This window comes from Shinella sp. M31, assembly GCF_049199205.1.
Lineage (GTDB): Bacteria > Pseudomonadota > Alphaproteobacteria > Rhizobiales > Rhizobiaceae > Shinella.
In genome coordinates, this window is record NZ_JBLZPH010000049.1 from 35,571 (window position 1) to 58,676 (window position 23,106).

The 23,106-nt window shown below is 63.8% G+C and carries 23 protein-coding genes and 1 pseudogene; 13 read left to right on the forward strand and 11 right to left on the reverse strand.

Annotation, left to right across the window (positions count from 1 at the left end):
* Nucleotides 1-43: 43 nt before the first annotated feature.
* Complete coding sequence (locus ACOZKU_RS08005) at nucleotides 44-475, reverse strand: Hsp20 family protein (RefSeq protein ID WP_117367731.1); 432 nt, start codon at nucleotides 473-475, stop codon at nucleotides 44-46.
* A 183-nt stretch (nucleotides 476-658) separates the two neighbouring features.
* On the opposite strand from ACOZKU_RS08005, the gene ACOZKU_RS08010 reads away from it, so the two are divergent.
* On the forward strand, nucleotides 659-1,600 hold the full coding sequence (locus tag ACOZKU_RS08010; protein ID WP_421578425.1) for a nucleoside hydrolase: 942 nt from the start codon (nucleotides 659-661) through the stop codon (nucleotides 1,598-1,600).
* Nucleotides 1,600-1,959, forward strand: a complete 360-nt coding sequence (locus tag ACOZKU_RS08015; protein WP_314090363.1) for a hypothetical protein — start codon at nucleotides 1,600-1,602, stop codon at nucleotides 1,957-1,959. The genes ACOZKU_RS08010 and ACOZKU_RS08015 overlap by 1 nt, the downstream gene beginning before the upstream one ends.
* Nucleotides 1,960-1,975: 16 nt before the next feature.
* Here the strand turns inward: ACOZKU_RS08015 and ACOZKU_RS08020 are convergent, their stop codons facing one another.
* On the reverse strand, nucleotides 1,976-2,869 hold the full coding sequence (locus tag ACOZKU_RS08020) for an LOG family protein (RefSeq protein ID WP_314090361.1): 894 nt from the start codon (nucleotides 2,867-2,869) through the stop codon (nucleotides 1,976-1,978).
* Between the two features lie 174 nt (nucleotides 2,870-3,043).
* Between ACOZKU_RS08020 and dapD the strand changes: the two genes are divergently transcribed.
* The 4 genes and pseudogenes from dapD to ACOZKU_RS08040 all read left to right on the forward strand — a co-directional run bounded on the left by dapD (nucleotide 3,044) and on the right by ACOZKU_RS08040 (nucleotide 6,156).
* On the forward strand, nucleotides 3,044-3,901 hold the full coding sequence (gene dapD / locus ACOZKU_RS08025; protein ID WP_421578426.1) for a 2,3,4,5-tetrahydropyridine-2,6-dicarboxylate N-succinyltransferase: 858 nt from the start codon (nucleotides 3,044-3,046) through the stop codon (nucleotides 3,899-3,901).
* A 3-nt stretch (nucleotides 3,902-3,904) separates the two neighbouring features.
* Nucleotides 3,905-4,141, forward strand: a pseudogene (locus tag ACOZKU_RS08030) (DUF805 domain-containing protein); the annotation flags it as partial.
* A 238-nt stretch (nucleotides 4,142-4,379) separates the two neighbouring features.
* Nucleotides 4,380-5,573 carry a succinyl-diaminopimelate desuccinylase gene (gene dapE, locus ACOZKU_RS08035; RefSeq protein WP_421578427.1) on the forward strand — a complete coding sequence of 398 codons (1,194 nt, stop codon included), beginning with the start codon at nucleotides 4,380-4,382 and terminating at the stop codon, nucleotides 5,571-5,573.
* The gene (locus ACOZKU_RS08040; protein ID WP_421578428.1) at nucleotides 5,560-6,156 is read left to right on the forward strand and encodes a hypothetical protein; all 597 of its coding nucleotides are present in this window, start codon (nucleotides 5,560-5,562) and stop codon (nucleotides 6,154-6,156) included. Before dapE ends, ACOZKU_RS08040 begins: the two co-directional genes overlap by 14 nt.
* On the opposite strand, the gene truA is transcribed toward ACOZKU_RS08040, so the two are convergent.
* Genes truA through def form a run of 3 tightly spaced genes read right to left on the reverse strand, consistent with a single transcriptional unit; the run spans nucleotide 6,153 to nucleotide 8,394 of the window.
* Complete coding sequence (gene truA / locus ACOZKU_RS08045) at nucleotides 6,153-6,896, reverse strand: tRNA pseudouridine(38-40) synthase TruA (RefSeq protein ID WP_421578429.1); 744 nt, start codon at nucleotides 6,894-6,896, stop codon at nucleotides 6,153-6,155. The two genes, ACOZKU_RS08040 and truA, sit on opposite strands and share 4 nt — an antisense overlap.
* A complete protein-coding gene (gene fmt / locus ACOZKU_RS08050) occupies nucleotides 6,896-7,840 on the reverse strand; it encodes a methionyl-tRNA formyltransferase (RefSeq protein ID WP_421578430.1) in 945 nt (314 codons plus the stop codon). The genes truA and fmt overlap by 1 nt, the downstream gene beginning before the upstream one ends.
* Nucleotides 7,841-7,869: 29 nt before the next feature.
* The gene (def, locus tag ACOZKU_RS08055) at nucleotides 7,870-8,394 is read right to left on the reverse strand and encodes a peptide deformylase (RefSeq protein WP_421578431.1); all 525 of its coding nucleotides are present in this window, start codon (nucleotides 8,392-8,394) and stop codon (nucleotides 7,870-7,872) included.
* A 122-nt stretch (nucleotides 8,395-8,516) separates the two neighbouring features.
* Here def and ACOZKU_RS08060 point away from each other — a divergent pair, with 122 nt between their 5' ends.
* The 3 genes from ACOZKU_RS08060 (at nucleotide 8,517) to ACOZKU_RS08070 (ending at nucleotide 13,275) form a co-directional block, all read left to right on the forward strand.
* Nucleotides 8,517-9,710, forward strand: coding sequence for a DNA recombination protein RmuC (locus ACOZKU_RS08060; RefSeq protein ID WP_421578432.1), 1,194 nt, complete (start codon nucleotides 8,517-8,519; stop codon nucleotides 9,708-9,710).
* Nucleotides 9,711-9,753: 43 nt separating this feature from the next.
* Nucleotides 9,754-10,656 (forward strand): ribokinase, encoded by a 903-nt coding sequence (locus tag ACOZKU_RS08065; protein WP_314090335.1) that lies wholly within the window; start codon nucleotides 9,754-9,756, stop codon nucleotides 10,654-10,656.
* Between the two features lie 288 nt (nucleotides 10,657-10,944).
* Nucleotides 10,945-13,275, forward strand: coding sequence for a methyl-accepting chemotaxis protein (locus tag ACOZKU_RS08070; RefSeq protein WP_421578434.1), 2,331 nt, complete (start codon nucleotides 10,945-10,947; stop codon nucleotides 13,273-13,275).
* Nucleotides 13,276-13,405: 130 nt separating this feature from the next.
* Here the strand turns inward: ACOZKU_RS08070 and ACOZKU_RS08075 are convergent, their stop codons facing one another.
* Together ACOZKU_RS08075 and ACOZKU_RS08080 are read right to left on the reverse strand one after the other, a co-directional pair.
* Nucleotides 13,406-14,371 carry an EF-hand domain-containing protein gene (locus ACOZKU_RS08075; RefSeq protein ID WP_421578435.1) on the reverse strand — a complete coding sequence of 322 codons (966 nt, stop codon included), beginning with the start codon at nucleotides 14,369-14,371 and terminating at the stop codon, nucleotides 13,406-13,408.
* Nucleotides 14,372-14,505: 134 nt separating this feature from the next.
* Nucleotides 14,506-15,201 carry a pyrimidine 5'-nucleotidase gene (locus ACOZKU_RS08080; RefSeq protein WP_421578436.1) on the reverse strand — a complete coding sequence of 232 codons (696 nt, stop codon included), beginning with the start codon at nucleotides 15,199-15,201 and terminating at the stop codon, nucleotides 14,506-14,508.
* Between the two features lie 102 nt (nucleotides 15,202-15,303).
* Here ACOZKU_RS08080 and ACOZKU_RS08085 point away from each other — a divergent pair, with 102 nt between their 5' ends.
* Nucleotides 15,304-16,206, forward strand: a complete 903-nt coding sequence (locus ACOZKU_RS08085; RefSeq protein WP_421578437.1) for an EamA family transporter — start codon at nucleotides 15,304-15,306, stop codon at nucleotides 16,204-16,206.
* Nucleotides 16,207-16,240: 34 nt separating this feature from the next.
* On the opposite strand, the gene argB is transcribed toward ACOZKU_RS08085, so the two are convergent.
* Nucleotides 16,241-17,128: an acetylglutamate kinase gene (gene argB / locus ACOZKU_RS08090; protein WP_421578438.1), complete on the reverse strand. Its 888-nt coding sequence runs from the start codon at nucleotides 17,126-17,128 to the stop codon at nucleotides 16,241-16,243.
* 124 nt (nucleotides 17,129-17,252) lie between these two features.
* Between argB and ACOZKU_RS08095 the strand changes: the two genes are divergently transcribed.
* The 3 genes from ACOZKU_RS08095 to ACOZKU_RS08105 all read left to right on the forward strand — a co-directional run bounded on the left by ACOZKU_RS08095 (nucleotide 17,253) and on the right by ACOZKU_RS08105 (nucleotide 19,273).
* Nucleotides 17,253-17,792 carry a sigma-70 family RNA polymerase sigma factor gene (locus ACOZKU_RS08095; protein WP_421578439.1) on the forward strand — a complete coding sequence of 180 codons (540 nt, stop codon included), beginning with the start codon at nucleotides 17,253-17,255 and terminating at the stop codon, nucleotides 17,790-17,792.
* Nucleotides 17,789-18,523 carry an anti-sigma factor gene (locus ACOZKU_RS08100; RefSeq protein ID WP_421578440.1) on the forward strand — a complete coding sequence of 245 codons (735 nt, stop codon included), beginning with the start codon at nucleotides 17,789-17,791 and terminating at the stop codon, nucleotides 18,521-18,523. Before ACOZKU_RS08095 ends, ACOZKU_RS08100 begins: the two co-directional genes overlap by 4 nt.
* Nucleotides 18,524-18,715: 192 nt before the next feature.
* On the forward strand, nucleotides 18,716-19,273 hold the full coding sequence (locus ACOZKU_RS08105) for a fasciclin domain-containing protein (protein WP_314091037.1): 558 nt from the start codon (nucleotides 18,716-18,718) through the stop codon (nucleotides 19,271-19,273).
* 102 nt (nucleotides 19,274-19,375) lie between these two features.
* On the opposite strand, the gene yihA is transcribed toward ACOZKU_RS08105, so the two are convergent.
* From yihA to yidC, 3 genes are all read right to left on the reverse strand, one after another.
* Nucleotides 19,376-20,029 (reverse strand): ribosome biogenesis GTP-binding protein YihA/YsxC, encoded by a 654-nt coding sequence (gene yihA, locus ACOZKU_RS08110; protein WP_421578441.1) that lies wholly within the window; start codon nucleotides 20,027-20,029, stop codon nucleotides 19,376-19,378.
* Nucleotides 20,030-20,081: 52 nt separating this feature from the next.
* Nucleotides 20,082-20,996 carry a DMT family transporter gene (locus ACOZKU_RS08115; protein WP_421578442.1) on the reverse strand — a complete coding sequence of 305 codons (915 nt, stop codon included), beginning with the start codon at nucleotides 20,994-20,996 and terminating at the stop codon, nucleotides 20,082-20,084.
* Nucleotides 20,997-21,158: 162 nt separating this feature from the next.
* Nucleotides 21,159-22,961, reverse strand: a complete 1,803-nt coding sequence (gene yidC / locus ACOZKU_RS08120) for a membrane protein insertase YidC (RefSeq protein WP_314090310.1) — start codon at nucleotides 22,959-22,961, stop codon at nucleotides 21,159-21,161.
* Nucleotides 22,962-23,106 lie beyond the last annotated feature (145 nt).

Below are 23,106 nucleotides of genomic sequence, written 5' to 3' on the forward strand. Positions count from 1 at the left end.
TCGAGACGGTCCGGCGGTTGTTCCCGCAGGAACGGCTCATGATCTAGTCTGATACGGAAATGTTAATTTTCTTTACCATTCGCACCGGCTCGGGCCGGACGAGATCCACCGAGAGGAGACCGTTCTTCAGCTCGGCGCCTTGAACGCGCATGCCGTCGGCAAGCACGAAGGTGCGCTGGAACTGGCGGGCGGCGATACCGCGGTAAAGATAATCCCGTTCGCCATTGTCGACCTGGCGGCCGCGAATGACGAGCTGGTTTTCCTCCGTCGTCACGTCGAGTTCCTCCTCGGAGAAACCCGCGACGGCGAGCGTGATGCGCAGGCGCTCGGGCGCGCCGGTATCGCCGTTGGGACGCAGACGTTCGATATTGTAGGGGGGATAGCCATCATTGCCCTTGGCGATGCGCTCGAGGGTCTTTTCCATGGCGTCAAAGCCCAGCATCAGCGGGCTGGCAAAAGGGGTCATGCGTGTCATCGTCTAGTCCTTGGCTTTCAAGCGACTGTGGCGGGACCCGGTCTCGGCATCCCGATGGCTGCAATATGGTGATTGCGCGTCGGCGGCGCAAGACGCTTGCGAACGGCGATTTCGCAAATATAGTCGCCGCTTCGCCCGCGCGAGGCGCGCCACGAATCATAAGAAACACGGGATGGAAACGGCATGTCCGAGCCACGGAAAATCATCATCGACACGGATCCGGGGCAGGACGATGCCGCCGCGATCATGCTGGCGCTCGGCAGCCCGGAACTCGAAATCCTCGGCATCACCACGGTGGCCGGCAACGTGCCGCTGTCGCGCACCTCGACCAATGCCCGCATCATCTTGGAATTCTGCACCCGAACAGACGTGAAAGTCTTTGCCGGCGCCGACAAGCCGATCGCCCGTCCGCTCGTCACCGCCGAGCATGTGCACGGCAAGACCGGCCTCGACGGTCCGGAACTGCACGAGCCGCAGATGCCGTTGGAGGAGCAGCATGCCGTCGATTTCATCATCGAGACGCTGCGCAGCGAGCCGGAGGGCACTGTGACCCTCTGCACGCTCGGCCCGCTCACCAATATCGCGACCGCCCTCCAGAAAGCGCCCGACATTGCCGGCCGCGTGCGCGAACTCGTCATGATGGGCGGCGGCTTCTTCGAGGGCGGCAACATCACGCCGACCGCCGAATTCAACATCTATGTCGATCCGGAAGCCGCCGCCGTCGTCTTCCAGTCCGGCATCCCCATCGTCATGATGCCGCTCGACGTCACCCACAAGGTGCTGACCCTGAAGAGCCGTGTCGCCAGGCTGCGCGACATCGGCAATCGCCCGGCGACGGCCCTTGTCGAGATGCTCGAATTCTTCGAGCGTTTCGACGTGGAGAAATACGGCTCCGACGGCGGCCCGTTGCATGACCCGACGGTCATCGCCTATCTCCTGAAGCCGGAGCTTTTTGCCGGTCGCGATTGCAATGTCGAGGTCGAGACGACCTCGCCGCTGACGGTGGGCATGACCGTCGTCGACTGGTGGCAGGTCACCGGTCGCAGGCACAATGCGCGTGTCATGAAGGATGTCGACGCCGACGGCTTCTTCGCGCTGCTCACCGAGCGCGTCGGCCGCCTGTGATGCGCGGCCCGCGCAGCGCCGGCCCCGCTGTGGAGGCCCGTTTCCACAAGGAGATGATGGGTCTCTACGACCGTTTCGCCGAACTCGGCTTCCGCCCGGTGCTGCTGCGTCGCTTCGTGCTCTTGAACGGCGGCGTGGCTGCCGCGAAAGATCTCGTCTTCAAGCCCGGCACGACGGGGCTTGAGCGCCTGCTCGACGCGGGCAAGGCCGAGCTTTCCATGGAAGCGCTGATGCTGCGGCCGGAATACCAGCCGCTTTTTACCGAGCTGGAGCTGAAGGAGGCGACGCAGCGCCTCGCCAGTGCGGCGCGCTCACGGTCGCGCGGCCGGCTGCAGGCACAGCCGACCGAACGCAAGTAGGCACGGGCGGAGCGCCTCAGCCGTGCGCGGCAGCCGCCTGCTCGGCTTCCATCTTTTCGTAGAATTTGACGATGATGTCCCAGGCCTCGTCGGCGGTCTCGACGAACTGCATCAGCTCGACATCGCCGGGCGCGATCGTTCCGAAAGCAGCGAGCGCGTCGAAATCGATGATCTTGTGCCAGAACTCCTTGCCGAACAGGATGAGCGGCACCAGCGCCATGCGGCCGGTCTGCATCAAGGTCACCGTCTCGAACAATTCGTCCAGCGTGCCGAAGCCGCCCGGAAACACCGTGACCGCCTTGGCGCGCAGCAGGAAATGCATCTTGCGGATCGCGAAATAGTGGAAATTGAAGCTGAGCTCCGGCGTCACATAGGGGTTCGGCGCCTGCTCGTGCGGCAGGACGATATTGAGGCCGATCGAAGGCGCGCCGACATCGGCCGCCCCGCGGTTGCCCGCCTCCATCACGCCCGGTCCGCCGCCGGTGACGACGACATATTCCTTGTAATCGAGCTCCGCCGACTTTTCCGAGCAGAGCCGGGCGAACTTCTGGGCTTCCGTATAATAGACCGAGGCGGCCTCGAGATTGGCGCGCTGCGTTTCGTTGCGTGCGGCCCAAGCTTCCTGGCCGGGCGCGGGGATGCGCGCGCCGCCGAACATCACGACGGTCGATTTGATGCCGCGCTCGGCGAGCATCATCTCGACCTTCAGGAGTTCGAGTTGGAGGCGCACCGGGCGCAGCTCCTCGCGGCAGAGGAAATCGTCGTCGACATAGGCAAGCCGGTAGGCGGGATGGGCCGATTGCGGCGTCTGCGGCACCACGGCGGCGCGGTGCTTGTCCTGCGCGCTGTCGGCCAACGGATCCCACACGCCGTCCTTGCGGCGCAGGCTCTTCTTCTTCAGTCTTGCCATGTCATGTCCTGCTTTCTTCGCCCACGGGATTACCATTTCGCCCGTGCGACAGTATCTGCCGGAAAGGGGCTTCATCTTTCCCGACACTTGCTCTAGAGCATCTTGCAGATTGATGAAATCGACCTTCCGGTATCCCGACAATCAAAAATAAGTGTCGAAGTTTAAGGAATTCCGATGAGCACGTCCAACCTGTCCGCATTGTCCGCAACCATCGACCGCGCCTTCGAGGAACGGGACGGCATCAATACCGGAACGCGCGGCGAAGTCCGCGATGCGGTGGAGACGGCGTTGAACCTGCTGGACACCGGCAAGGTACGCGTCGCCGAGCGAGGCGAGGACGGCAACTGGACGGTCAACCAATGGCTCAAGAAGGCCGTGCTGCTCTCCTTCCGCCTGAACCCGATGGAAATCGTCAAGGGCGGCCCGGGCGAATCCTCCTGGTGGGACAAGGTACCCTCCAAGTTCGACGGCTGGAGCGTCAACGAATTCGAGAAGGCCGGTTTCCGCGCTGTGCCGAATTGCGTGGTGCGCCGCTCGGCCTATATCGCGCCGAATGCCATCCTGATGCCCTCCTTCGTCAATCTCGGCGCCTATGTCGGCGAGGGCACGATGGTCGATACCTGGGCGACGGTCGGCTCCTGCGCGCAGATCGGCAAGCATGTGCATCTCTCGGGCGGTGTGGGCATCGGCGGCGTGCTGGAGCCCATGCAGGCCGGCCCGACCATCATCGAGGACAATTGCTTCATCGGCGCCCGTTCGGAAGTCGTCGAAGGCTGCATCGTTCGTGAGGGCTCCGTGCTCGGTATGGGCGTCTTCATCGGCAAGTCGACCAAGATCGTCGACCGCGCCACCGGCGAAGTGACCTACGGCGAAGTGCCGGCCTATTCGGTCGTCGTCGCCGGCTCCATGCCCTCCGACAAGACCATGCCGAACGGCCTGCCCGCGCCCGGCCTCTACTGCGCCGTCATCGTCAAGCGCGTCGATGCCCAGACTCGCTCGAAGACCGGCATCAACGAACTGTTGCGAGACTAAGCCATGGCCGCCGTCGAGGAGCAGGGGCCGAGCCTCACCTGGCTCTTCTTCGGTTGGTCCGGCCGCCTCAGCCGTGCGCCCTTCGCGCTCGGCTGGGCCTTCTGGCTGATGCTGCTTTCGGCCGCGCTGACGCAGATCGTCATGGTGCCCAAGGAAGACCCGACCTTCCTGTTCTGGTCCTTCGTCTTCGTCGGCGTCGGCCTCGTGTCGACGGTCTCCTCCATCCTTTTGACGATCAAGCGGCTGCACGACATGAACCTGCCGGTGCCGCTGATCATTTGCCTGTTCATTCCCGCCATCTCATCTTCGCGCTCATCGCCTTCCTCGTCTGGCCCGGCACCAACGGCCCGAACGATTACGGGCGCGCGGCCAATCGTCCGAAGGACTGACGCTCGCTGTCCCTGGCTGCGCGTGACAAATCCCCGGCTGATCGCTACATCTCGATTCTCCCTGTTCTCATGCCGTGACCGCGTGCCTCATGACCTCTGCCGATCCGATCCAGAACCTTGCAACGCTTATCCGTTGCCCCTCCGTGACGCCGGCCGAGGGCGGCGCGCTGACGGCGCTTGCCGCCATGCTGGAGCCGCTCGGCTTCACGGTGGAGCGCATGGTCGCGGCGGAGCCCGGCATGCCCGATATCGAGAACCTCTATGCCCGCATCGGCACCGAGGGGCCGCACCTGATGTTCGCCGGCCATACGGATGTCGTGCCCGTCGGCGATGCGGCCGCCTGGACGCATGATCCGTTCGCCGCCGAGATCGCCAATGGCGAGATGTTCGGCCGCGGCGCCGTCGACATGAAGGGCGGCATCGCCTGCTTCGTCGCCGCCGTCGCACGCCATATCGAGAAAAACGGCCCGCCGAAGGGCTCTGTGTCCTTCCTCATCACCGGCGATGAGGAAGGTCCCGCCGTCAACGGCACGATCAAGCTCCTGCAATGGGCCGCCGAGCGCGGCGAGCGCTGGGATGCCTGCCTCGTCGGCGAGCCCACCAATCCCGACCAGCTTGGCGACATGATCAAGATCGGCCGGCGCGGCTCCGTCTCCGGCACCATCACCGTTCACGGCGTGCAGGGCCACGCCGCCTATCCGCATCTCGCCGACAATGCCGTGCGCGGCATCGTCACGCTGACGGATGCCTTGATGTATCCGCCCTTCGACGCCGGAACGGAAAGTTTCCAGCCGTCGAACCTCGAAGTGACGACCATCGACGTCGGCAACCGGGCGACCAATGTCGTGCCGGGCAAGGCGACGGCTAGCTTCAACATTCGCTTCAACGACACCTGGACCGCCGACACCGTGATGGGCGAGATCGTGCGCCGGCTCGATGCCGCGGCCGCCGACGAGAAGCTGCGCCCCGGCCGCGCGCCGCTCTCCTACGACATCACCTGGGCCGAGCGCCCAAGCCATGTCTTCCTGACGCGCAACAACGGCCTGATCGCCTCCATGTCGGGTGCCGTCGAAGCCGTCACCGGCCGGGCGCCGAAACTCTCGACGACGGGCGGTACGTCCGATGCGCGCTTCATCAAGGACTATTGCCCTGTGCTGGAATTCGGCCTCGTCGGCCAGACCATGCATATGGTGGACGAGCGCGTGGCGGTCGCCGATCTGGAAACGCTGACCGTGATCTACGAAACGTTCATCGAACGCTGGTTCGGCGATGCCCGGGCTTGATGAGGTCCTGTATTATCTGACCGGTGTCTACCTGCTCCTGAAACAGAAGCAGGAAGGCTTCGGCTGGCTGGACCTGACGATGCGCGGGCTGACGCGGTCCTTCTGGGCTGTGCTCTGGTGCCTGCCCGCCTTCGCCGTCATCTGGGCCTCGTGGCGGCTCTATTACCTCGCCGGCATGCCGGCGGAAACGCATGCCGGTGTCACCTTCCTCGTGAAGCTCGCTTTCATTGATCTCGTCGGCTGGCTGCTGCCCCTGGCGCTGCTGGCCGCGCTCGCCCGACCGCTCGGTTACGGCCAATATCTCGCGACCGTCGTGACGGCGAGCAACTGGATTGCCGTGCCCTTCGCCTATGCCGCGGCCATTCCCTTCGCGCTGACCTTGGTCCTGCCCGCCAGCGCGCCCTTTGCCAGCCTGCTGCTTTATGCGATCTTCGGCGCAAGCGTCGTGCTTCAGTTCCGGCTGGTCTGGATGTGTGTCGGCAAGCAGACGCTGCTCGCTTCCGCCATCACGGCGATTTTCGTGCTGTCGCCGATGATCGCCGGGCAGGAATTGCAGGGGCTGCTTGGCACGCTGCCGGCTTAGTAATCCACAGCCATGAAGTAGAGCCCGTCCGGCGGCGCTACCGGTCCACAGGCCTTGCGGTCCTGGGCTTCCAGCGCCTTGCGCACATCGTCCGCCGTCCATTTGCCTTCGCCGGCGAGCTTCAGCGTGCCGGCAAAGGAGCGGATCTGGTTGTGCAGGAAGCTTTGTGCGGACACCCTCATCTCGATGAGATCGCCGCTGCGCGTCACCTCCAGCCGGTCGATCGTCCGGATCGGGCTGTTCGCCTGGCACTGGGCGGCACGGAAGGTCGTGAAATCATGCCGGCCGACCAGCATCTGCCCGGCTTCATGCATGGCCTCATGGTCGAGTTCCTTCGTGACGAACCAGGCACGGTTCGCCTCCAGCGCCAGCGGCGCCTTGCGCGAGATGATGCGGTAGAGATAGTGCCGCTTCTTCGCGGAAAACCGCGCGTCGAAATCGTCGGGCACTTCGGCCGCATCGAGAATGGCGACACGTTCTCCCGCCATGCCGAGATGGGCGTTCAGCGCATTGCGCAGCGTGTGGTCTTGCCAGCTGCGCATGAGATCGGCATGCGCGACCTGTCCCATGGCATGCACGCCGGAATCCGTGCGTCCCGCGCCGCGAATGGACACGGTCTCCCCCGTCAGCGACAAGATCGCCGCCTCGACGGCGCCCTGCACGGAGGGACCGTTGTCCTGCCGCTGCCAGCCGACATAGGGCGTGCCGTCATATTCAATGCGCAGGCGATAGCGCGGCATCAGGAAAGGACCTGGCCGGCCGCGACGGGCGTGCCGCGCAGGAAATCGCCGGCCTCGAGCGGCTTGCCGCCGGCCTTCTGCAAGCGCACGAGCCGCACTGTGCCGCCATCGCCGCAGGCGATGGTCATGATGTCATCGACCACCGTACCGGCTGGCTTGCGGGTCGTTTCAGCGGCAAGGGCGCTGGCCAGAACCTTCACGCGCTCCGGCTTGCCGGCAATCGGCAACTCGAACCACGCGCCGGGGAAGGGCGAGAGGCCGCGGATATGGTTATGCACATCCCTGGCCGAACGGGAGAAGTCGATGCGTGTCTCCGCCTTGTCGATCTTGGCGGCATAGACGACACCGTCATCGGCCTGCGGCGTCAGAGACAGTTCGCCGGCCTCGAGCTTCGCCATGGCGTCCGCCATCAGCCTGCCGCCCACTTGCATCAGCTTGTCGTGCAGTTCGCCTGCCGTCATGCTGTCGGTGATCGCGACACGGCTGGTCATCGCGACGGGGCCTGTGTCAAGCCCCTTGTCCATTTTCATGACCATCATGCCCGTCTCGGAATCGCCCGCCATGATCGCCCGCTGGATGGGGGCGGCCCCGCGCCAGCGCGGCAGGAGCGAGGCATGGCCATTGTAGCAGCCGAGACGCGTGCCCGAGAGGATCGCCTCCGGCAGCAGCAGCCCATAGGCGACGACGACCGCTACGTCCGCATCCAGTTCGCGAAACGCCTCGCGCTCGGCGTCGTCGCGGAAGTTGACGGGCGTGCGGACGGGAATGCCGAGCAGCTCGGCGGCCTGATGCACCGGCGATTTCACCAGTTCCAGGCCGCGCCGCCCGGCGGGGCGGGGCGGCTGCGAATAGACGGCAACGATCTCGTGGCCGGCCTGCTTGAGGGCCGCTAGCGTGGGAACGGAGAAATCCGGCGTGCCCATGAAAATAATGCGAAGGGCCATCGGTCAGCCTCCGTGAGGTTAAGGTGGCTTCAGAGCGCCTTGCTGCCGCGCATCTTCGCGGCTTTGGTGAATTTGCGGATCACCATTTCGCGCTTCAGCTTGGAAATATGATCGATGAACAGCACGCCGTTCAGATGGTCGATCTCGTGCTGCAGGCAGGTGGCGAGCAGGCCGTCGGCCTGCGTCAGCTGTTCCTTGCCGTCGCGGTCCAGATGCTTGACGGTGATGCCGGCCGGGCGCTCGACCTCGGCATAATAATCCGGGATCGACAGGCAGCCTTCCTCATAGACAGACCGCGCATCCGTGGCGGCGACGATTTCGGGATTGATGAAGACGAGCGGCTGCTTGTCCTCGCCGTCCTTCGACACGTCGAGCACGAGCATGCGGCGGGGCACACCGATCTGGATGGCGGCAAGGCCGATACCGGGGGCATCGTACATGGTTTCCAGCATGTCGTCGGCGAGCGTCTTCACCTCGCTGTCAATGGTCTCGATTGGGTTCGAAACCTGGCGAAGGATCGGATCGGGAAGGATAATCAGCGGCTTGATGGTCATGCGCCTCCTTAGCGCGGTTTTTTTGCGCTTTCAATCGGCTTGGCCGTTCCGAGGCGGTCGGTACATCGAATTTGTTCACGTTATGATCTGTTTTCCGCGGCAAACCATGGTATGGTCGCCGAATGATTGATCCTTCCTTCGATAGTCTCGTCGCCTCTCTGCTCGCGCGGTTCGGTGGTCCCGGCCCGGTGCTGGTGCTGCTTATGGCCGTGCTTCTCGGCATATTTGCTCTGCTGTCGGCACGCCGCAGCCAGGCACGCCGGCGCGAAGAGGCCGCGATGGCGGAGCTGCGGTTCACCGCGCTTCTGAAGGCGCAGACGGAAATGCAGGGGCGTGTCGCCGCCATGGCCGAGGTCTTCGGTGCCAAGCAGTCGGAGACCAACCAGGCGATCAACACGCGGCTCGACGGGCTGACCCAGCGGCTCGGCCAGTCGATTTCCGAACAGACCCGCGCCACACATGAGAACCTGCGCCGCCTGCAGGAGCGTCTTGCCGTCATCGACACGGCCCAGACCAATATCCAGTCGCTGGCCAAGGACGTTGTCGGCTTGCAGGCGATCCTCTCCAACAAGCAGACGCGGGGCGCCTTCGGCCAGTCGCGCATGGAGACGATCATCGCCGATGCCCTGCCGTCGGGCGCCTACCAGTTCCAGGCGCAGCTTTCCAACGGTGTGCGCCCCGACTGCACCATCCGCATGCCGAACGGCCAGCCGCCACTGGTCGTCGACGCGAAGTTTCCGCTGGAGGCCTGGAACGCCATGTCGGACGGGCGCTCGCCGGAGGCGGCCAAGGCCGCCGCCCAGCAGTTTCGCCGCGACATGGAAATCCATATCCGTGACATCTCGGAAAAATACCTCCTGACCGGCGAGACGCAGGACACCGCTTTCCTCTTCGTGCCCTCGGAATCGATCTTCGCCAGTATTCACGAGAATTTCGAAGCCGTCGTGCAGAAGGCGCACCGCGCCCGCATCGTCATCGTCTCGCCCTCGCTCTTGATGCTCTCCGTGCAGGTGCTGCAGGCGCTCCTGAAGGATCAGCGCATGCGCGAGCAGGCCCATGTCATCCAGGGCGAGGTCGTCAGGCTGATGGACGATTTGACGCGGCTCGATGACCGGGTGCGCAAGCTGCACGGCCATTTTACCTCCGCCCAGAAGGACGTGGACCTGATTCTCACATCGACGGAAAAGCTTGCGCGCCGCGGCGCGCGCATCGGCGAACTGGAATTCGAGACAGTTTCGGCGCCTTCTCCACAGGCGGAAACAACAGTTGAAAGCCGGTCGGGCCAGTTGCGCTTGAGGATAGTTGACGAGGACTGACCGCCTCAGGCAGTGTCCGTCGGAAACAACAGGGGCAACTCTCATGATCACCGTCTTAGGCTCCATCAACATGGACCTCATCGCCACGCCTAAACGCCTGCCGAAGCCCGGTGAAACCGTCATGGGCACAAGCTTCACAACTGCTGCCGGCGGCAAGGGTGCCAACCAGGCGCTCGCCGCCCGTCGTGCCGGCGCGATGGTGCGCATGGCCGGCGCCGTCGGCGATGATCGTCTCGGCAGCCAGGCGCTCGCGCTGCTCGCCGATGCGGCTGTCGATCTCAACGGCGTACGCTATGCCGCCGAGGCCACGGGCACCGCCCATATCCTCGTTGCCGAAGATGACGGTGAGAATGTCATCGTCGTCGTGCCCGGCGCCAACGCCACCGTTACCGGGGAGGATGCCCGCCGCACGGTCGGCGCCATGACGCGCGGCGACTATCTGATGCTGCAGTTCGAGATATTGAACAGCTCTATCGAGGCGGCCCTTGTCGCCGCCAAACAGAAGGGCGTGACCTCGATCGTCAACATCGCGCCCTTCGGCGCGGACGCCCGCCGTCTCGGCGCTATGGCCGATATCCTCGTCGCCAACGAGACGGAATTCGATCTCTATGTCGGCAAGGGCGAATTGACCGACGAGGCGCGCGAGGCGACCCTGCGGGCGCTGCATGCCGAAAGCAGCCAGACGATCATCGTGACGCTCGGCGCCGATGGCGTCATCGCCATCCGCAAGGGCGAGATCTTCCGCGCTGCCGGCCTTGCCATCGAGCCGGTCGATACGGTGGGGGCGGGCGATACGTTCTGCGGTTATCTCGCCGCCTCGCTCGATGCCGGCCTCGCTTTCAAGGATGCGTTGCGGCGTGCCTCCGTCGCAGGCTCGCTTGCCTGCCTCAAGCCGGGCGCCCAGCCGTCGATCCCCTTCGCCGCAACCGTCGATGCGAATATCTAGGGACGAAATACAACTGCGGCGTCACCAGGATTTCACAGATGGCAAATCAGGCGTCGCATTGCGCGCGACGCCTGAGAATTCAACCGGTTGAGCCGGTTCATAGCATCGACGCTTGGTTATTTATTAATATTTTATGGGTTACTGAAGTCTTCAGACGCCGCGCCTTCGAGGAAGCGGCCGTCTCTGGCGCTGGTCCTGCGCCCCGCCCTCCATGATGGAGATCCCCTGCCCAGTGAATGTGCTTCTTCGCGGCCGTCCGCCGCGGACGTCTATCATCGTGAGGATTTCATGTTCAAGTTCAAGGCCAAGTCGCTCGCGACGAAGCTTATCGTGGTCACCGGCGGCACGATCGCCCTGGTGCTGCTCGCTTCCAATACCGTCCTGATCGGCCAGACCCAGAGCCGCGTTTCCGATCTCGTCTATACGCAGGCCGATACCGAAGCGAAGGCGATCGCCTCTGACATCGCCGCCGATATCGGCGCGCTTGCCGGCGCCGCGCGCGCCATGGGCGGCGTCATCGAGCAGGGTCACACGGCTGGCTTCCTGGACCGCAAGGACGTCGTCGCCATCCTCAAGGCGAACACCGAGAAGAACAGCTTCGCGCTCGGCAGCTGGTTTGCCGAAGAGCCGAACGCCTTCGACGGCAAGTCGCGCGAGACGGCGGAACAGCTGGAGACCGGCACCCACAAGGACGGCTCGTTCAACCCCTACTGGACGAAGCGCAAGGACGGTAACATCACGCTGTCGACCTTCGAATCCGATTACAAGGCCGAATGGTATTCGCTCGCCGCCAAGAGCGGCAAGGGCGCCATGAGCCAGCCCTACCAGGAAACCTCCACCGGCGACGGCCTGACGATGGCTTCCATCGCCTATCCGGTCAATGTCAACGGCAAGATGATCGGCGTCACCGGCGTCGACGTATCGCTGAAGACCCTCTACGAGAAACTCAGCCAGCTGAAGCCCTTCGGCGAAGGCCGCGTCATGCTGGTCTCCCAGGGCGCCAAGTGGATCGTCGCCCCGACGGTCGAGCTGCTGATGAAGGAATATGACGGCGAAGGCAACGAGGTGGTGAAGGACTCGCTGGCGACCGGAAAGATCGGCCATATCGCCAACCTCACCTTCGGCGAACTCGCCTCCTTCGACCGCGTCGTCTATCCGTTCGCGCTGCCCGACATCAACACGACCTGGGCCGTCATTGTCGACGTGCCGCGCGCCGCGATCAACGCGCCGGTGCAAGATCAGACCTTTATGATGATCGTCGGCGGCCTGATCGTTCTGGGTGCCGTGCTCGCTGGCCTCTATTTCGCGGTGCGCACCTTCGTGCAGAAGCCGCTCGCCGGTCTCGTCGCCGACGTCGCGACACTGAGCAACGGCGTCTATACCCAGCCCATCGCCGGCCAGGATCGTTCGGACGAGACGGGCTCGGTCGCCAAGGCGCTGGAAGGCTTCCGTCATCAGCTGGCCGATACCAAGCGCCTGGAAGCCGAAGCCAACAGCCAGCGCCAGCTGACGGAGGCCGAACGCGGCCGTTCGGAAGCCGAGCGCGCCGAATCGAGCGCCCTGCAGCGCGATATCGTCGCCCGCCTCGGCGACGGCCTTGCACAGCTGTCGTCCGGCAACCTGACCTTCCGTCTGTCGGGCGATTTCCCCGGCGAATACGGCAAGCTCAAGACCGATTTCAACTCGGCCATCGCCAGCCTCGAAGAGACGATCCAGACGGTCAACACCTCGGTCGGCAATATCGGCGGCGGCACGGGTGAAATCTCCCGCGGCGCAGCCGACCTGTCGCACCGCACCGAACAGCAGGCCGCAAGCCTGGAAGAAACCGCAGCCGCCCTCGACGAACTGACCTCGCAGGTCAATTCGAGCGCCGACAATGCCCGCGTTGCCGCCAAATCCGTGGAAACGGCCAGCAGCGATGCCAGCAAGTCCGGCGAGGTCGTGCAGAAGGCGATCGCCGCCATGCATGGCATCGAGCATTCCTCGGGCGAAATTTCCAACATCATCGGCGTCATCGACGAGATTGCCTTCCAGACCAACCTTCTGGCGCTGAATGCCGGCGTCGAGGCGGCCCGCGCCGGTGAAGCCGGCAAGGGCTTTGCGGTCGTCGCACAGGAAGTGCGCGAGCTCGCCCAGCGCTCGGCCAAGGCGGCCAAGGAGATCAAGGCGCTGATCAACACCTCGGAAGTGCAGGTGCGTGAAGGTGTGGATCTCGTCGGCAAGGCCGGCGAGGCGCTGGAAAACATCGCCGACCAGGTCATCCAGATCAACGGCCTGATCCGCCAGATCTCGCAGTCGGCCTCCGAACAGGCCGTCGGCCTCAAGGAGATCAACTCTGCCGTCAATCAGATGGACCAGGTGACACAGCAGAACGCCGCGATGGTGGAGGAAACCACTGCCGCCTCGATGGCGCTGAACGACGAAGCGCAGACGCTGAAGTCGCTGGTTGCCCGCTTCCGCGCCGGCGCCGCTGCGGCAGCTGCCCAGCCGACGCAGCAGGCGGCGCGTCCGCAGGCTGCCGCGCGCAGCAGCTACCAGGCACCGCGCACCACCGCCCGCGCCATCCCGCAGGTCGCCGGCAACACCGCACTTGCCCAGGACAACTGGGAAGAGTTCTGAGGCGAAGCCGAGCGAACCAAACAGAAAGGCCGGCTGAAACGCCGGCCTTTTTCGTTTGCGATGCCGGCGTAAAAAGACGCCCCGGTTTTGAGGCCGGGGCGTTCAGTCGGACGTGCTGTTGCGAGGAGGATTACCGCTTGGGGCGCTTGCCGAGTTCGTCCTGCGTGAGGAAGCCGTCGCCGTTGCGGTCGCGCTGCTTGAACAGCGCGGCGGTAGCGGGTTCCATTTCGGCCTTGGTCATCGAACCGTTCTTGTCCGCGTCGGCGCGCTCGAACATGCGGGCGCCCATACGGTCCATGCGGGCTTCGCCAAGCGCTTCACGGGCGGCCTTGCGGGCTTCCTCGTCGGTCGATTTCACCGCGCGGAAAGCCTTGCGGGCGTCGCGGAACGCGTCCCGTTTGGCATCGACTTCCGCCTTGGAGACTTCGCCGTTCTTGTCGGTATCGAAGCGCTCGAAGGTCTTGGTGGCCTGGGCCAGCATCTCGGCCTGGGAGACCTTGCCGTCGCCATCGGTGTCGAGACGCTTCAGCATGCGCTCGGCGCGCTCTTCGCCGCCCTTGCCGTGGCCCTTTCCGTGATGGCCCTTGCCCTTCATCGCGCCGGCATCCGCCGTATCGAGGGCGCCATCCTTGTTGCCGTCGCGATGCGCGAAAATCGTCTCCGCCGCGGCAAGCACTTCGGTTTGCGAGAGCGAGCCGTTCTTGTCCGTATCGGTCCGGTCGAACATCTTTCCGGCACCCGGCAGCATGAAGGGACCTGCAGCCTGGAGCGCCTGGCGGGCCTTGTCCTTGTCTGCATCCGCAGCATTGCGAACGGCCTTGCGGGCCTCCTTGAAGGCCGCATGGCGTGCCTTGATTTCGTCCTTCGTTACCTGGCCATTGCCATCGGCATCGAAGGTCTTGAAGGCGGCGGAGGCATTGGCCTTGAACTCGTCGAGCGAGACCTTGCCGTCCTTGTTGGTATAGAGGCGTTCGATCATCGCGGCATGGCGCTGATGATGTTTGCCTTCGCCCTTGGCGGCGAAAGCGGGTGCCGCGGCACCGGAGAGAAGAAGGCCGGCGGCGACGGCGCCGAGAAGAAGTTCCTTTTTAGCCATGGTCGTTCCTTTCATCCATCATGTCCCTTGAAAGACAGGATAGAGGGAACGCTGGCGGGTGCCAGTTACAAATTGGTAATTCAACCCTTTGGCCGAAAAGGGTTTTTTCCGTGTCCGGAATGTGTCGGGCTTAATTAGAGAAGCGCGTTGAGGAAGGCCGTGAGGTTCGACGTCGCATAGTCGATATGCCGGTCGTCGTCGCTGCGCTTTTCCCAGGCATCGACGAATTCGTGATCCGCATCCTGCGGCACGAGCAGCACGGTCTTCATGCCGAGCGCCTTGGGCACCACGAGATTGCGCGGCAGGTCCTCGAACATCACGGCATGCGGCGTATCCACCCGGTGCAGCGCCATGAACTTGTCATAGGTGGCACCCGCCGGCTTCGGCACATATTCGGCCGCCACGATGTCGAAGACGTCGTCGAAATGGTGGAAGATGCCAAGCGCCCTGGCGGCCATCTCCGCATGTTTCACACTGCCGTTGGTGAAGATGAACTTGCGGCCGGGCAGCGCCTGGATCGCCTCGCCGAGCGAAAGATCGGGCGACAGCACGTCGTAATTGATGGCGTGCGCCTTCTCCAAAAAGTCGGCCGGATCGATCTTGTGGTGGATCATCAGCCCGTTCAGCGTCGTGCCGTGATCGTAGTAATACTGCTTCTGCAGGGCGCGCGCGTCTTCGCGCGACAGGCCGAGCAGGGCCGAGACATAGGCCGTCATGTTCTTGTCGATCTGGGCGAAGAGATCGATGTGATGCGGGTACAGCGTGTTGTCGAGGTCGAAGACCCAGTCACGCACGGCGGAAAAGTCGGCTTTGTTCGGAAGATCGCTCATAGGGCGTCTTATGGCACGGGGGACCGTCGAGGAAAACGGAATTTTCGCGGCCGGGCCTTGCAGATGATGGATTTGCGGCAACCCGCATGCTAGCGGCAGGGCATGGAACTCTGGATCCCCATCACCATCGCCGCCGCCTTCCTGCAGAACCTGCGTTCGGCCCTGCAAAAACATCTTCAGGGCAAGCTCGGCACGCGCGGCGCGAGCTTCGTGCGCTTCGGCTACGGCTTTCCGCTGGCCATTCTCTACGTGGTCGTGCTGCACTGGGGTGTCGGGCTTGCTTTCCCCACGCTCAATTGGAACTTCGCCTTCTGGGCGGTGGTCGGCGGTCTGGCGCAGATCTTCGCGACCATGCTGCTGGTCTATCTCTTTTCGCTCCGGAATTTCGCGGTCGGCACGGCCTATTCTAAGACCGAGCCGGTGCAGGCGGCGATCTTCGGCTTCGTGCTGCTCGGCGAGCGCATCACGCCGGGTGCCATCGTTGCCATCGTGGTCGGCGTCATCGGCGTAATGCTGATTTCCGTTGCCCGCGCGCCGCTCTCCTGGCGCAACACATTCGCGGCGCTCACCAGCCGCACCGCGCTGATCGGCATCGCCTCCGGCGCGGTCTTCGGCGTCTCGGCCGTTGCCTATCGCAGCGCGTCGCTATCGCTGGACGGTCCCGGCCCGATCATGAATGCGGCCGTGACGCTCGCCTGCGTCACCACCTTCCAGACGGCCTTCATGCTGGTCTGGATGCTGTGGAAGGATAAAAACGAGATCGTGCAGGTCTTGAGGAGCTGGCGCTCGTCGGCGCTGGTCGGCATTGCCGGGGTGCTGGGCTCGGCCTGCTGGTTCACGGCGATGAGCCTGCAGCAGGTCGCCTATGTGCGCGCGCTCGGCCAGATCGAGCTCGTCTTCACCTTCATGGCCTCCTACTTCCTGTTCCATGAGCGGGTGAACCGTACGGAAGTGGTGGGGTGCCTCTTGATCGTCTGCGGCATCCTCGGCCTGCTCTTTTGGTGAGGTACCGGCGGCGCGAGGCCGCCGGCGGAGCGTCTCAGGGCACGATGAGCGTGCCCGCGCCGTGTTCGGTGAAAATTTCCAGCAGCACGGAATGGGCGGTCTTGCCATTCAGGATGACGACGCCCTGCACGCCGGCCTTGATGGCGCCGATGCAGGTCTCGACCTTCGGGATCATGCCGCCGGAGATCGTGCCGTCCTTGATGAGTTCGCGCGCCTGGGCGACCGACAATTCCTTGATGAGCTGACCGTTTTTGTCGAGCACGCCGGGAACATCCGTCAGGAACAGCAGGCGCGTGGCGTTCAGCGCGCCGGCGATGGCGCCGGCGAAGGTGTCGGCATTGATGTTGTAGGTATGGCCGTCGCGGCCGGGCGCGACCGGGGCAATGACCGGGATCATCTCGGACTTGGCGAGCAGGTCGATCAGCGTGCGGTCGACTTCCACCACCTCGCCGACGAAGCCCAGGTCGAGGATGCGCTCTATATTGCTGTCGGGATCGACGACGGTCTTCTTGGCCTTTTCGGCGAAGACCATGTTGCCGTCCTTGCCGCACAGGCCGATCGCCCATTCGCCCGTCTGGTTGATCAGCGCGACGATCTCCTTGTTGATCGAACCGGCCAGCACCATCTCGACGATCTCGACCGTCTTCTGGTCGGTGACGCGCAGGCCCCCTTCGAACTTCGATTCGATGCCCATCTTGCTCAGCATCGCGCCGATCTGCGGGCCGCCGCCATGCACGACGATCGGGTTGACGCCCGACTGCTTCAAAAGCGCGATATCGCTGGCGAAAGCCTTGCCGAGTTCCGGATTGCCCATGGCGTGGCCGCCGTATTTCACCACGATTGTCTTGTTCTCGTAGCGCTGCATATAGGGCAGGGCCTGGGCGAGAAGGCGGGCTTGGGTTTCGCTTTCGGATAGGGACATGGCGGCCTCGTCGGATTGGATGGGCGCCTGTTTAACGCATGTTTTGTGACGATGGAATGATCCGCCGGCCACATTGCTGCGTAGGGCCAGAAAAAGACTTCGCCCCAAGCAACGGGAGCCGCATGTGGCCGGCAATGACATATCCTACCTGATCGGCCGCGTGTCCCTGAAGGACCGCAAGGCGTTTTCCGTGCTCTATGAAAAAAGCGCGTCGAAACTTTTCGGCATCTGTTTCCGTATCCTCAGGGATAGAAGCGAGGCGGAAGAGGCATTGCAGGACGTCTATGTGAAAATCTGGCAGCGCGCCGACCGCTATGTGGAAAGCGAGACCAACCCGATGGCATGGCTCGCGGCGATTGCGCGAAATCAGGCAATCGATCTCGTCAGGGCGCGAAGACCGGTGGCATCGGATATCGATGCGGCCTATGATATCGCCGACCCGCTCATGACGCCGGAGGAGGCGGTTGTGCTGAGGTCGGAGGGCCGCCGGATCGATGGCTGCATGGAAACGCTGGAGCCCGACCGGGCATTGGCGGTTCGGCGTGCCTATATAGAGGGTCTGAGCTACGAAGAGCTTGCCGACATCCATGGCGTGCCCTTGAACACGATGCGAACCTGGCTTCGTCGAAGCCTGTTGAAACTGAGAGAGTGCATGAGCCGATGACGGCGTCCGACAAAGAGATGAGAGACCCCCGCCGTGACGAGGTGATCGCCGGCGAATATGTGCTCGGGGTGCTTTCGGCCGAAGACCGCCGCAAGGTGGAGGCGCGGCTTGCCAAGGACCGCCAGTTTGCCGCCATGGTGAACCGCTGGGAGGAAAACCTCTCGACCTTCAACGACGATTACGAGGCGCTGCAACCGCCGCCGCGCGCCTATTCCGCCATCGAGCAGCGTATCCTGGGCACCGCGCCGCCGGATGCGGCCTTTTCCGGCAAGGTGGCCGGCGGCTTCTGGAATTCGTTGGCGTTGTGGCGTTCACTTGCCCTTGCCTCGCTGGTGACGTCCGTCGGCCTCGCACTGTCGATGAGCACGCTGATGGCGCCGCGCCCGATGAGCAGCGGCCGGCTGGTGGCGGACCTCGCGGGCGAGAACGCGGCCATCAATCTCGTCGCCCGCTACGACGAGGCCAATGGCGCGCTGCGCATCACGCCCGTCGCCGCCGGCAAGCAGAAGGAAAAGTCGCTGGAGCTGTGGCTCGTCGAGGAGGGCAAATCGCCGGTCTCGCTCGGGGTGCTGCCGCAGACGGGCGAGGGGGAACTGGCCGTTCCCGCCGTTATGCGCGGCCGTCTCGTGCAGGGGGCCGTGCTGGCCGTCAGCGTCGAGCCTTTCGGCGGTTCGCCGACGGGAAGCGCGACCGGCCCGGTCATCGCCTCGGGGGCCGCCCGGTTCGAGTGAGATCCTAAAGGATTGTCTCACGCAAGCCGCGCTCTGCGCGGCTTTTTTGTTGTAAAATCAGGTCTCTATAAAAAAGATCGTCCCGCCTGAAACTCTTTTTCGAAAGGTCCCGTTGCTCGCAAGGATTGCCCCATGGGCATCGCAACAGGGAGGTCCCGCATGTCGCGGGCCGAAAAGAAGGACAATCCCGCCATGATCCGTTTCACGCTCCGCACCGCCGCCCTCGCCACGGTCTTCACGCTCGGTGCTTTTGCCGCCCATGCCGAAAACCCGATGGTCGGCGGGGCGCCGATGTATGCCGAAAAGAACATCGTCGAAAACGCCGTCAATTCGAAGGATCACACGACGCTGGTCGCTGCCGTTAAGGCTGCTGGCCTCGTCGAAACGCTTTCCGGCAAGGGCCCGTTCACGGTCTTCGCGCCGACCAATGAAGCCTTCGAGGCGCTGCCGGCGGGTACGGTCGATACGTTGCTGAAGCCGGAGAACAAGGACCAGCTCACCAAGGTGCTGACCTGCCATGTCGTGGCGGCCGATGCGATGTCGGATGCGATCGGCAAGATGATCAAGGACGATGGCGGTGCGCACCCGGTCAAGACGGTCGGCGGCTGCACGCTGACGGCGAAGATGGATGGTGACAAGATCACGCTGACCGACGAGACGGGCGGTGTCGCGACCGTGACGATTGCCGACGTCAAGCAGTCGAACGGCGTCATCCATGTCATCGACAAGGTTCTGCTGCCGAAGGCCTGAGCCTCAAGGTCCCGCGTCGTTCATGAACCCGCGCGGGATACCAGCCCCTCGCCAGCCCTGGCCGCCGGTCTTCCGGCGGCCTTTTTCCTGTGCGCCGTCTTTTTAACGTTCAATGGCCGTCAGGATGGCGTTGCGCAGTTCGTCGAGGCCGCGCCCCTTTTCCGAGGAGGTGGACAGCACCTCCGGGTAGGCGGCAGGGCGCTTGACGATCTTCAGCCGGGTTTCTTCGATCAGGCGCGGCACGCCGGCATCCTTGATCTTGTCGGTCTTGGTCAGCACGACCTGATAGGAGACGGCGGCCTTGTCGAGCAGGGTCAGCACTTCTTCGTCGTTCTTCTTGATGCCGTGGCGGCTATCGATCAGCACATAGACGCGCTTCAGCGTGGAGCGGCCACGCAGATAATCGAAGACCAGCTTGGTCCAGGCATCGACATGGTCCTTTGGTGCCTGCGCATAGCCGTAGCCGGGCATGTCGACGAGCGCCATCGGTGGCATGTCGTCCTCTGCACCGGAATAGCCGTCGGGCACGAAATAGTTGAGTTCCTGCGTGCGGCCGGGCGTGTTGGAGGTGCGGGCGAGGCCCTTGTGGCCGACCAGCGCATTGATCAGCGACGACTTGCCGACATTCGAGCGGCCGGCAAAGGCGATCTCCGGCGGGCCCTCGGGCGGCAGGAATTTCATGGCCGGCACGCCGCGGATGAAGATCCACGGCCTGCCGAACAGCGGCTTGTCGCCCGGTGAGGTCGTCTCGGTCATGGTTTCGGCCTTTTTTGTCAGGCCCCCGGCTTCCGGGTTTTGGCCGCGAAAGTCAAGCGCGGCGCTGCCGCCAGAGTTCGACGCCGAGATAGCAGATGAGGGCCGTCAGCACGATGATGCCGCCGATGACCGTATAGGGGCTCGGGATTTCGCCATGGATGAGTGCCACCCAGAGCGGCCCCAGCACCGTCTCGGCGGTGCCGAGCAGGGCGGCGAGCGCGGACGGGATGAGGCGCGCGCCGGTGACGAAGAGCGCGAGGCCGAGGCCGAAATTCAGTGCACCGAAGACGACGAGGATGCCGAGTTCGCCGGCCGTGATGGCAAAGCCGGAAGCCTGGCTTGCCGCCGTCGTGCCGGCGATGACGGTGCCGAGGAAGACCGCCGGCGTCATGCGCACATGGGCGAAGCGGCGGGTGATGATCGTCGCGGTGGCAAAGGCGAAGGCGATGAGGAGGGCGAGAGCATCACCGATCATCGAGCTGCCGCCGCCCAGCGATTCCGACACCATGATCGCGACGCCGCCGATCACGGCGGCGATGGCGACCCAGGTATGTGTGGCGATCTTTTCGCGAAACAGCATCCAGGCCATCAGGGCGGCGATCAGCGGCACGCCGGCCTGGATCAGCATGACATTGGCGACGGTCGTATAGGCGAGCGCCAGGATGAAGGAGGTAGAGGCGGTGGCAAAACAGATGCCGACAGCAATGCCGGCAAGCCCCATGCCCTTGAAGAGCTGCACGGTGCCGCGCGGCCCGTCGCGCACCAGCATGAAGCCGAGGAGGAACAGGGCGGCGAAGAGCGAACGCCAGAAGACGACCGTCCAGCCGTCCTCGATATGCAGGAAACGCGCCAGCGTGCCACCGAAGCTCCAAGCAACGGCCGCGCCCAGCACCAGAGCCGCGCCAAAACCCTGGCCCCGGCTTTCCGGAAGGCTGGGCGTGGCCGGAAGGGTGGAGGCGGAGGACATGGGACGCTCGCGGAAAAGGAATTGTCGCGAGCATGACAGGGAAGCGCCCGCGCTGCTCCCATGCCAGCGACGAGGCGATGTCGCAAGCGGGCCTGGCAGAAGGCCTTTAAAAACAAAACCCCGGCACATGGCCGGGGTCCGTGTCTCTCAATCCTGAAAGCGTCAGGACGATGGTTTGGTTTTCTTGCCGAACAATCCCTTGAGATTGTCGAAGAGCTCGATCTTCACGCCGTGGCGCTTCATGATGATACCCTGCTGGATGATCGAGAGCGTGTTGTTCCAGGCCCAGTAGATCACCAGGCCGGCCGGGAAGGTCGCCAGCATGAAGGTGAAGATCAGCGGCATCCAGGTGAAGATCATCGCCTGGGTCGGATCCGGCGGCGTCGGGTTCATGCGCATCTGCAGGAACATGGTGACACCCATGATGAGCGGCCAGACGCCGATCATCAGGAAGTGCGGCACGTCGTAGGGCAGAAGGCCGAAGAGGTTGAACAACGACGTCGGATCGGGCGCGGACAGGTCGTGAATCCAGCCGAAGAACGGAGCATGGCGCATTTCGATGGTGACGTAGATCACCTTGTAGAGCGCGAAGAAGACCGGGATCTGCAGGAGGATCGGCCAGCAGCCGGCCAGCGGATTGATCTTCTCTTCCTTGTAGAGCTGCATCGTGGCCTGCTGCAGCGCCATGCGGTCGTCGCCGTGCTTGGCCTTCAGCTCTTCCATCTTCGGCTGCATCTTCTTCATGTTCGCCATGGAAGCGTACTGCTTGCTGGCGAGCGGGAAGAACAGGCCCTTCACGACGATCGTGGTGATCAGGATCGCGATGCCGAAATTACCGAAATAACGGAAGAAGAAGTCCATCAGCTGGAACATCGGCTTGGTGAAGAACCAGAACCAGCCCCAGTCGATCATCAGGTCGAAATGCGGGATCGACAGGGACGTCTTGTACTGGTCGATGACGGGCACTTCCTTGGCACCGCCGAAGAGCAGGTTCTTGACGTCGGTCTTTTGGCCGGGCGCGATGGTGATGTCGTCCTGGCGGTAGTCTGCCTGGTAGCGCGGGCGGCCGTCGGTGAAGTAGGAGAAGCGCGTGTCGTAGGGAGTGGCCTGCGGCGGCACGAGCGCGGTCGCCCAGTACTTGTCGGTGATGCCGAGCCAGCCGCCGGTCGCCTTGCCTGGTGCGACGGTCGTGTCTTCCTCGGTCGTCTTGTACTTCACCTCGTGCAGGCCGAGATCGCCGAGCACGCCGATGAAGCCTTCGTGCAGCACGTAGACTGAGGGTGTCGAGGGCTTGAAGAAGCGCGTCGTGCGGCCGTAGGGCGAGAGCGCGATGGCGGCTTGCGTGCGGTTCTCGATGCTGTCGTCGATGGTGAACATGTAATGTTCGTCGACCGAGATGGTGCGGGTGAAGACGACGCCCTTGTCATTGGTGAAGGTGAGCTTCACGGGTGTCGTCTGCGTCAGCTTGCCGGTGCCGTCCTGCGTCCAGACGGTCTGCGGGCCGGGAACGGTGCCCGTCGCGTCGCTGCCGACATAGCCGACTTCGGCGAAATAGCCGTGCTCGGTCTCGGCGGGGCTCAGAAGCGTGATGATCGGGCTCGTCTTATCGACGGTCTCGTGGAATTCCTTGAGCTTCAGGTCGTCGAAGCGGGCACCGGTCAGGTTGATCGAGCCGGCGAGCGAGGGCGTGTCGATCTCGACGCGGGCGGACTTGGCGATCGCGGCGTCGCGCGTCTCGGTCGTCGTGCCCGTGGCCGCGCCGCCCGGCAGGGTGCCGTTGGTCGCGGTCGTCGTCGTTGCGGTGCCGTCGGCGGCCGTCGTCGTCTGCTGCGTCTGGGTGGCCTGCTGCGCTTCCAGCGCGGCGCGGTCCTTGTCCAGCTTGGGGTTCACATAGAGGAACTGCCACGCGACGAGGATCAGCACGGACAGTGCGATCGCCACGAAATAATTGCGGTTGTTTTCCATCACTCTTTCCCGGGAGCAGCAGGGCGCTGCTGCTTTTGTTTCTGCCGCGTCGCGATCCGGTCCTTCAGACCGGCCTTCAAGGTTTCGAAGGACGCGCCGAGCACATCCCTTCTGGCGACAACCACATAGTCGTGTCCGGGCTCCA

Excerpts from the sequence above, each read along its gene's own strand:
- fmt (WP_421578430.1), bottom strand. The coding sequence starts at position 7,840 with ATGGCCCTTCGCATTATTTTCATGGGCACGCCGGATTTCTCCGTTCCC.
- ACOZKU_RS08060 (WP_421578432.1), top strand. The coding sequence starts at position 8,517 with ATGATTGATCCTTCCTTCGATAGTCTCGTCGCCTCTCTGCTCGCGCGG.
- ACOZKU_RS08085 (WP_421578437.1), top strand. The coding sequence starts at position 15,304 with ATGGAACTCTGGATCCCCATCACCATCGCCGCCGCCTTCCTGCAGAAC.
- ACOZKU_RS08010 (WP_421578425.1), top strand. The coding sequence starts at position 659 with ATGTCCGAGCCACGGAAAATCATCATCGACACGGATCCGGGGCAGGAC.
- truA (WP_421578429.1), bottom strand. The coding sequence starts at position 6,896 with ATGCCGCGCTATCGCCTGCGCATTGAATATGACGGCACGCCCTATGTC.
- dapE (WP_421578427.1), top strand. The coding sequence starts at position 4,380 with ATGACCTCTGCCGATCCGATCCAGAACCTTGCAACGCTTATCCGTTGC.
- ACOZKU_RS08070 (WP_421578434.1), top strand. The coding sequence starts at position 10,945 with ATGTTCAAGTTCAAGGCCAAGTCGCTCGCGACGAAGCTTATCGTGGTC.
- yidC (WP_314090310.1), bottom strand. The coding sequence starts at position 22,961 with ATGGAAAACAACCGCAATTATTTCGTGGCGATCGCACTGTCCGTGCTG.
- yihA (WP_421578441.1), bottom strand. The coding sequence starts at position 20,029 with ATGACCGAGACGACCTCACCGGGCGACAAGCCGCTGTTCGGCAGGCCG.
- def (WP_421578431.1), bottom strand. The coding sequence starts at position 8,394 with ATGACCATCAAGCCGCTGATTATCCTTCCCGATCCGATCCTTCGCCAG.
- ACOZKU_RS08005 (WP_117367731.1), bottom strand. The coding sequence starts at position 475 with ATGACACGCATGACCCCTTTTGCCAGCCCGCTGATGCTGGGCTTTGAC.
- ACOZKU_RS08040 (WP_421578428.1), top strand. The coding sequence starts at position 5,560 with ATGCCCGGGCTTGATGAGGTCCTGTATTATCTGACCGGTGTCTACCTG.
- dapD (WP_421578426.1), top strand. The coding sequence starts at position 3,044 with ATGAGCACGTCCAACCTGTCCGCATTGTCCGCAACCATCGACCGCGCC.
- ACOZKU_RS08020 (WP_314090361.1), bottom strand. The coding sequence starts at position 2,869 with ATGGCAAGACTGAAGAAGAAGAGCCTGCGCCGCAAGGACGGCGTGTGG.
- argB (WP_421578438.1), bottom strand. The coding sequence starts at position 17,128 with ATGTCCCTATCCGAAAGCGAAACCCAAGCCCGCCTTCTCGCCCAGGCC.
- ACOZKU_RS08080 (WP_421578436.1), bottom strand. The coding sequence starts at position 15,201 with ATGAGCGATCTTCCGAACAAAGCCGACTTTTCCGCCGTGCGTGACTGG.
- ACOZKU_RS08065 (WP_314090335.1), top strand. The coding sequence starts at position 9,754 with ATGATCACCGTCTTAGGCTCCATCAACATGGACCTCATCGCCACGCCT.
- ACOZKU_RS08105 (WP_314091037.1), top strand. The coding sequence starts at position 18,716 with ATGATCCGTTTCACGCTCCGCACCGCCGCCCTCGCCACGGTCTTCACG.
- ACOZKU_RS08115 (WP_421578442.1), bottom strand. The coding sequence starts at position 20,996 with ATGTCCTCCGCCTCCACCCTTCCGGCCACGCCCAGCCTTCCGGAAAGC.
- ACOZKU_RS08075 (WP_421578435.1), bottom strand. The coding sequence starts at position 14,371 with ATGGCTAAAAAGGAACTTCTTCTCGGCGCCGTCGCCGCCGGCCTTCTT.
- ACOZKU_RS08015 (WP_314090363.1), top strand. The coding sequence starts at position 1,600 with ATGCGCGGCCCGCGCAGCGCCGGCCCCGCTGTGGAGGCCCGTTTCCAC.
- ACOZKU_RS08100 (WP_421578440.1), top strand. The coding sequence starts at position 17,789 with ATGACGGCGTCCGACAAAGAGATGAGAGACCCCCGCCGTGACGAGGTG.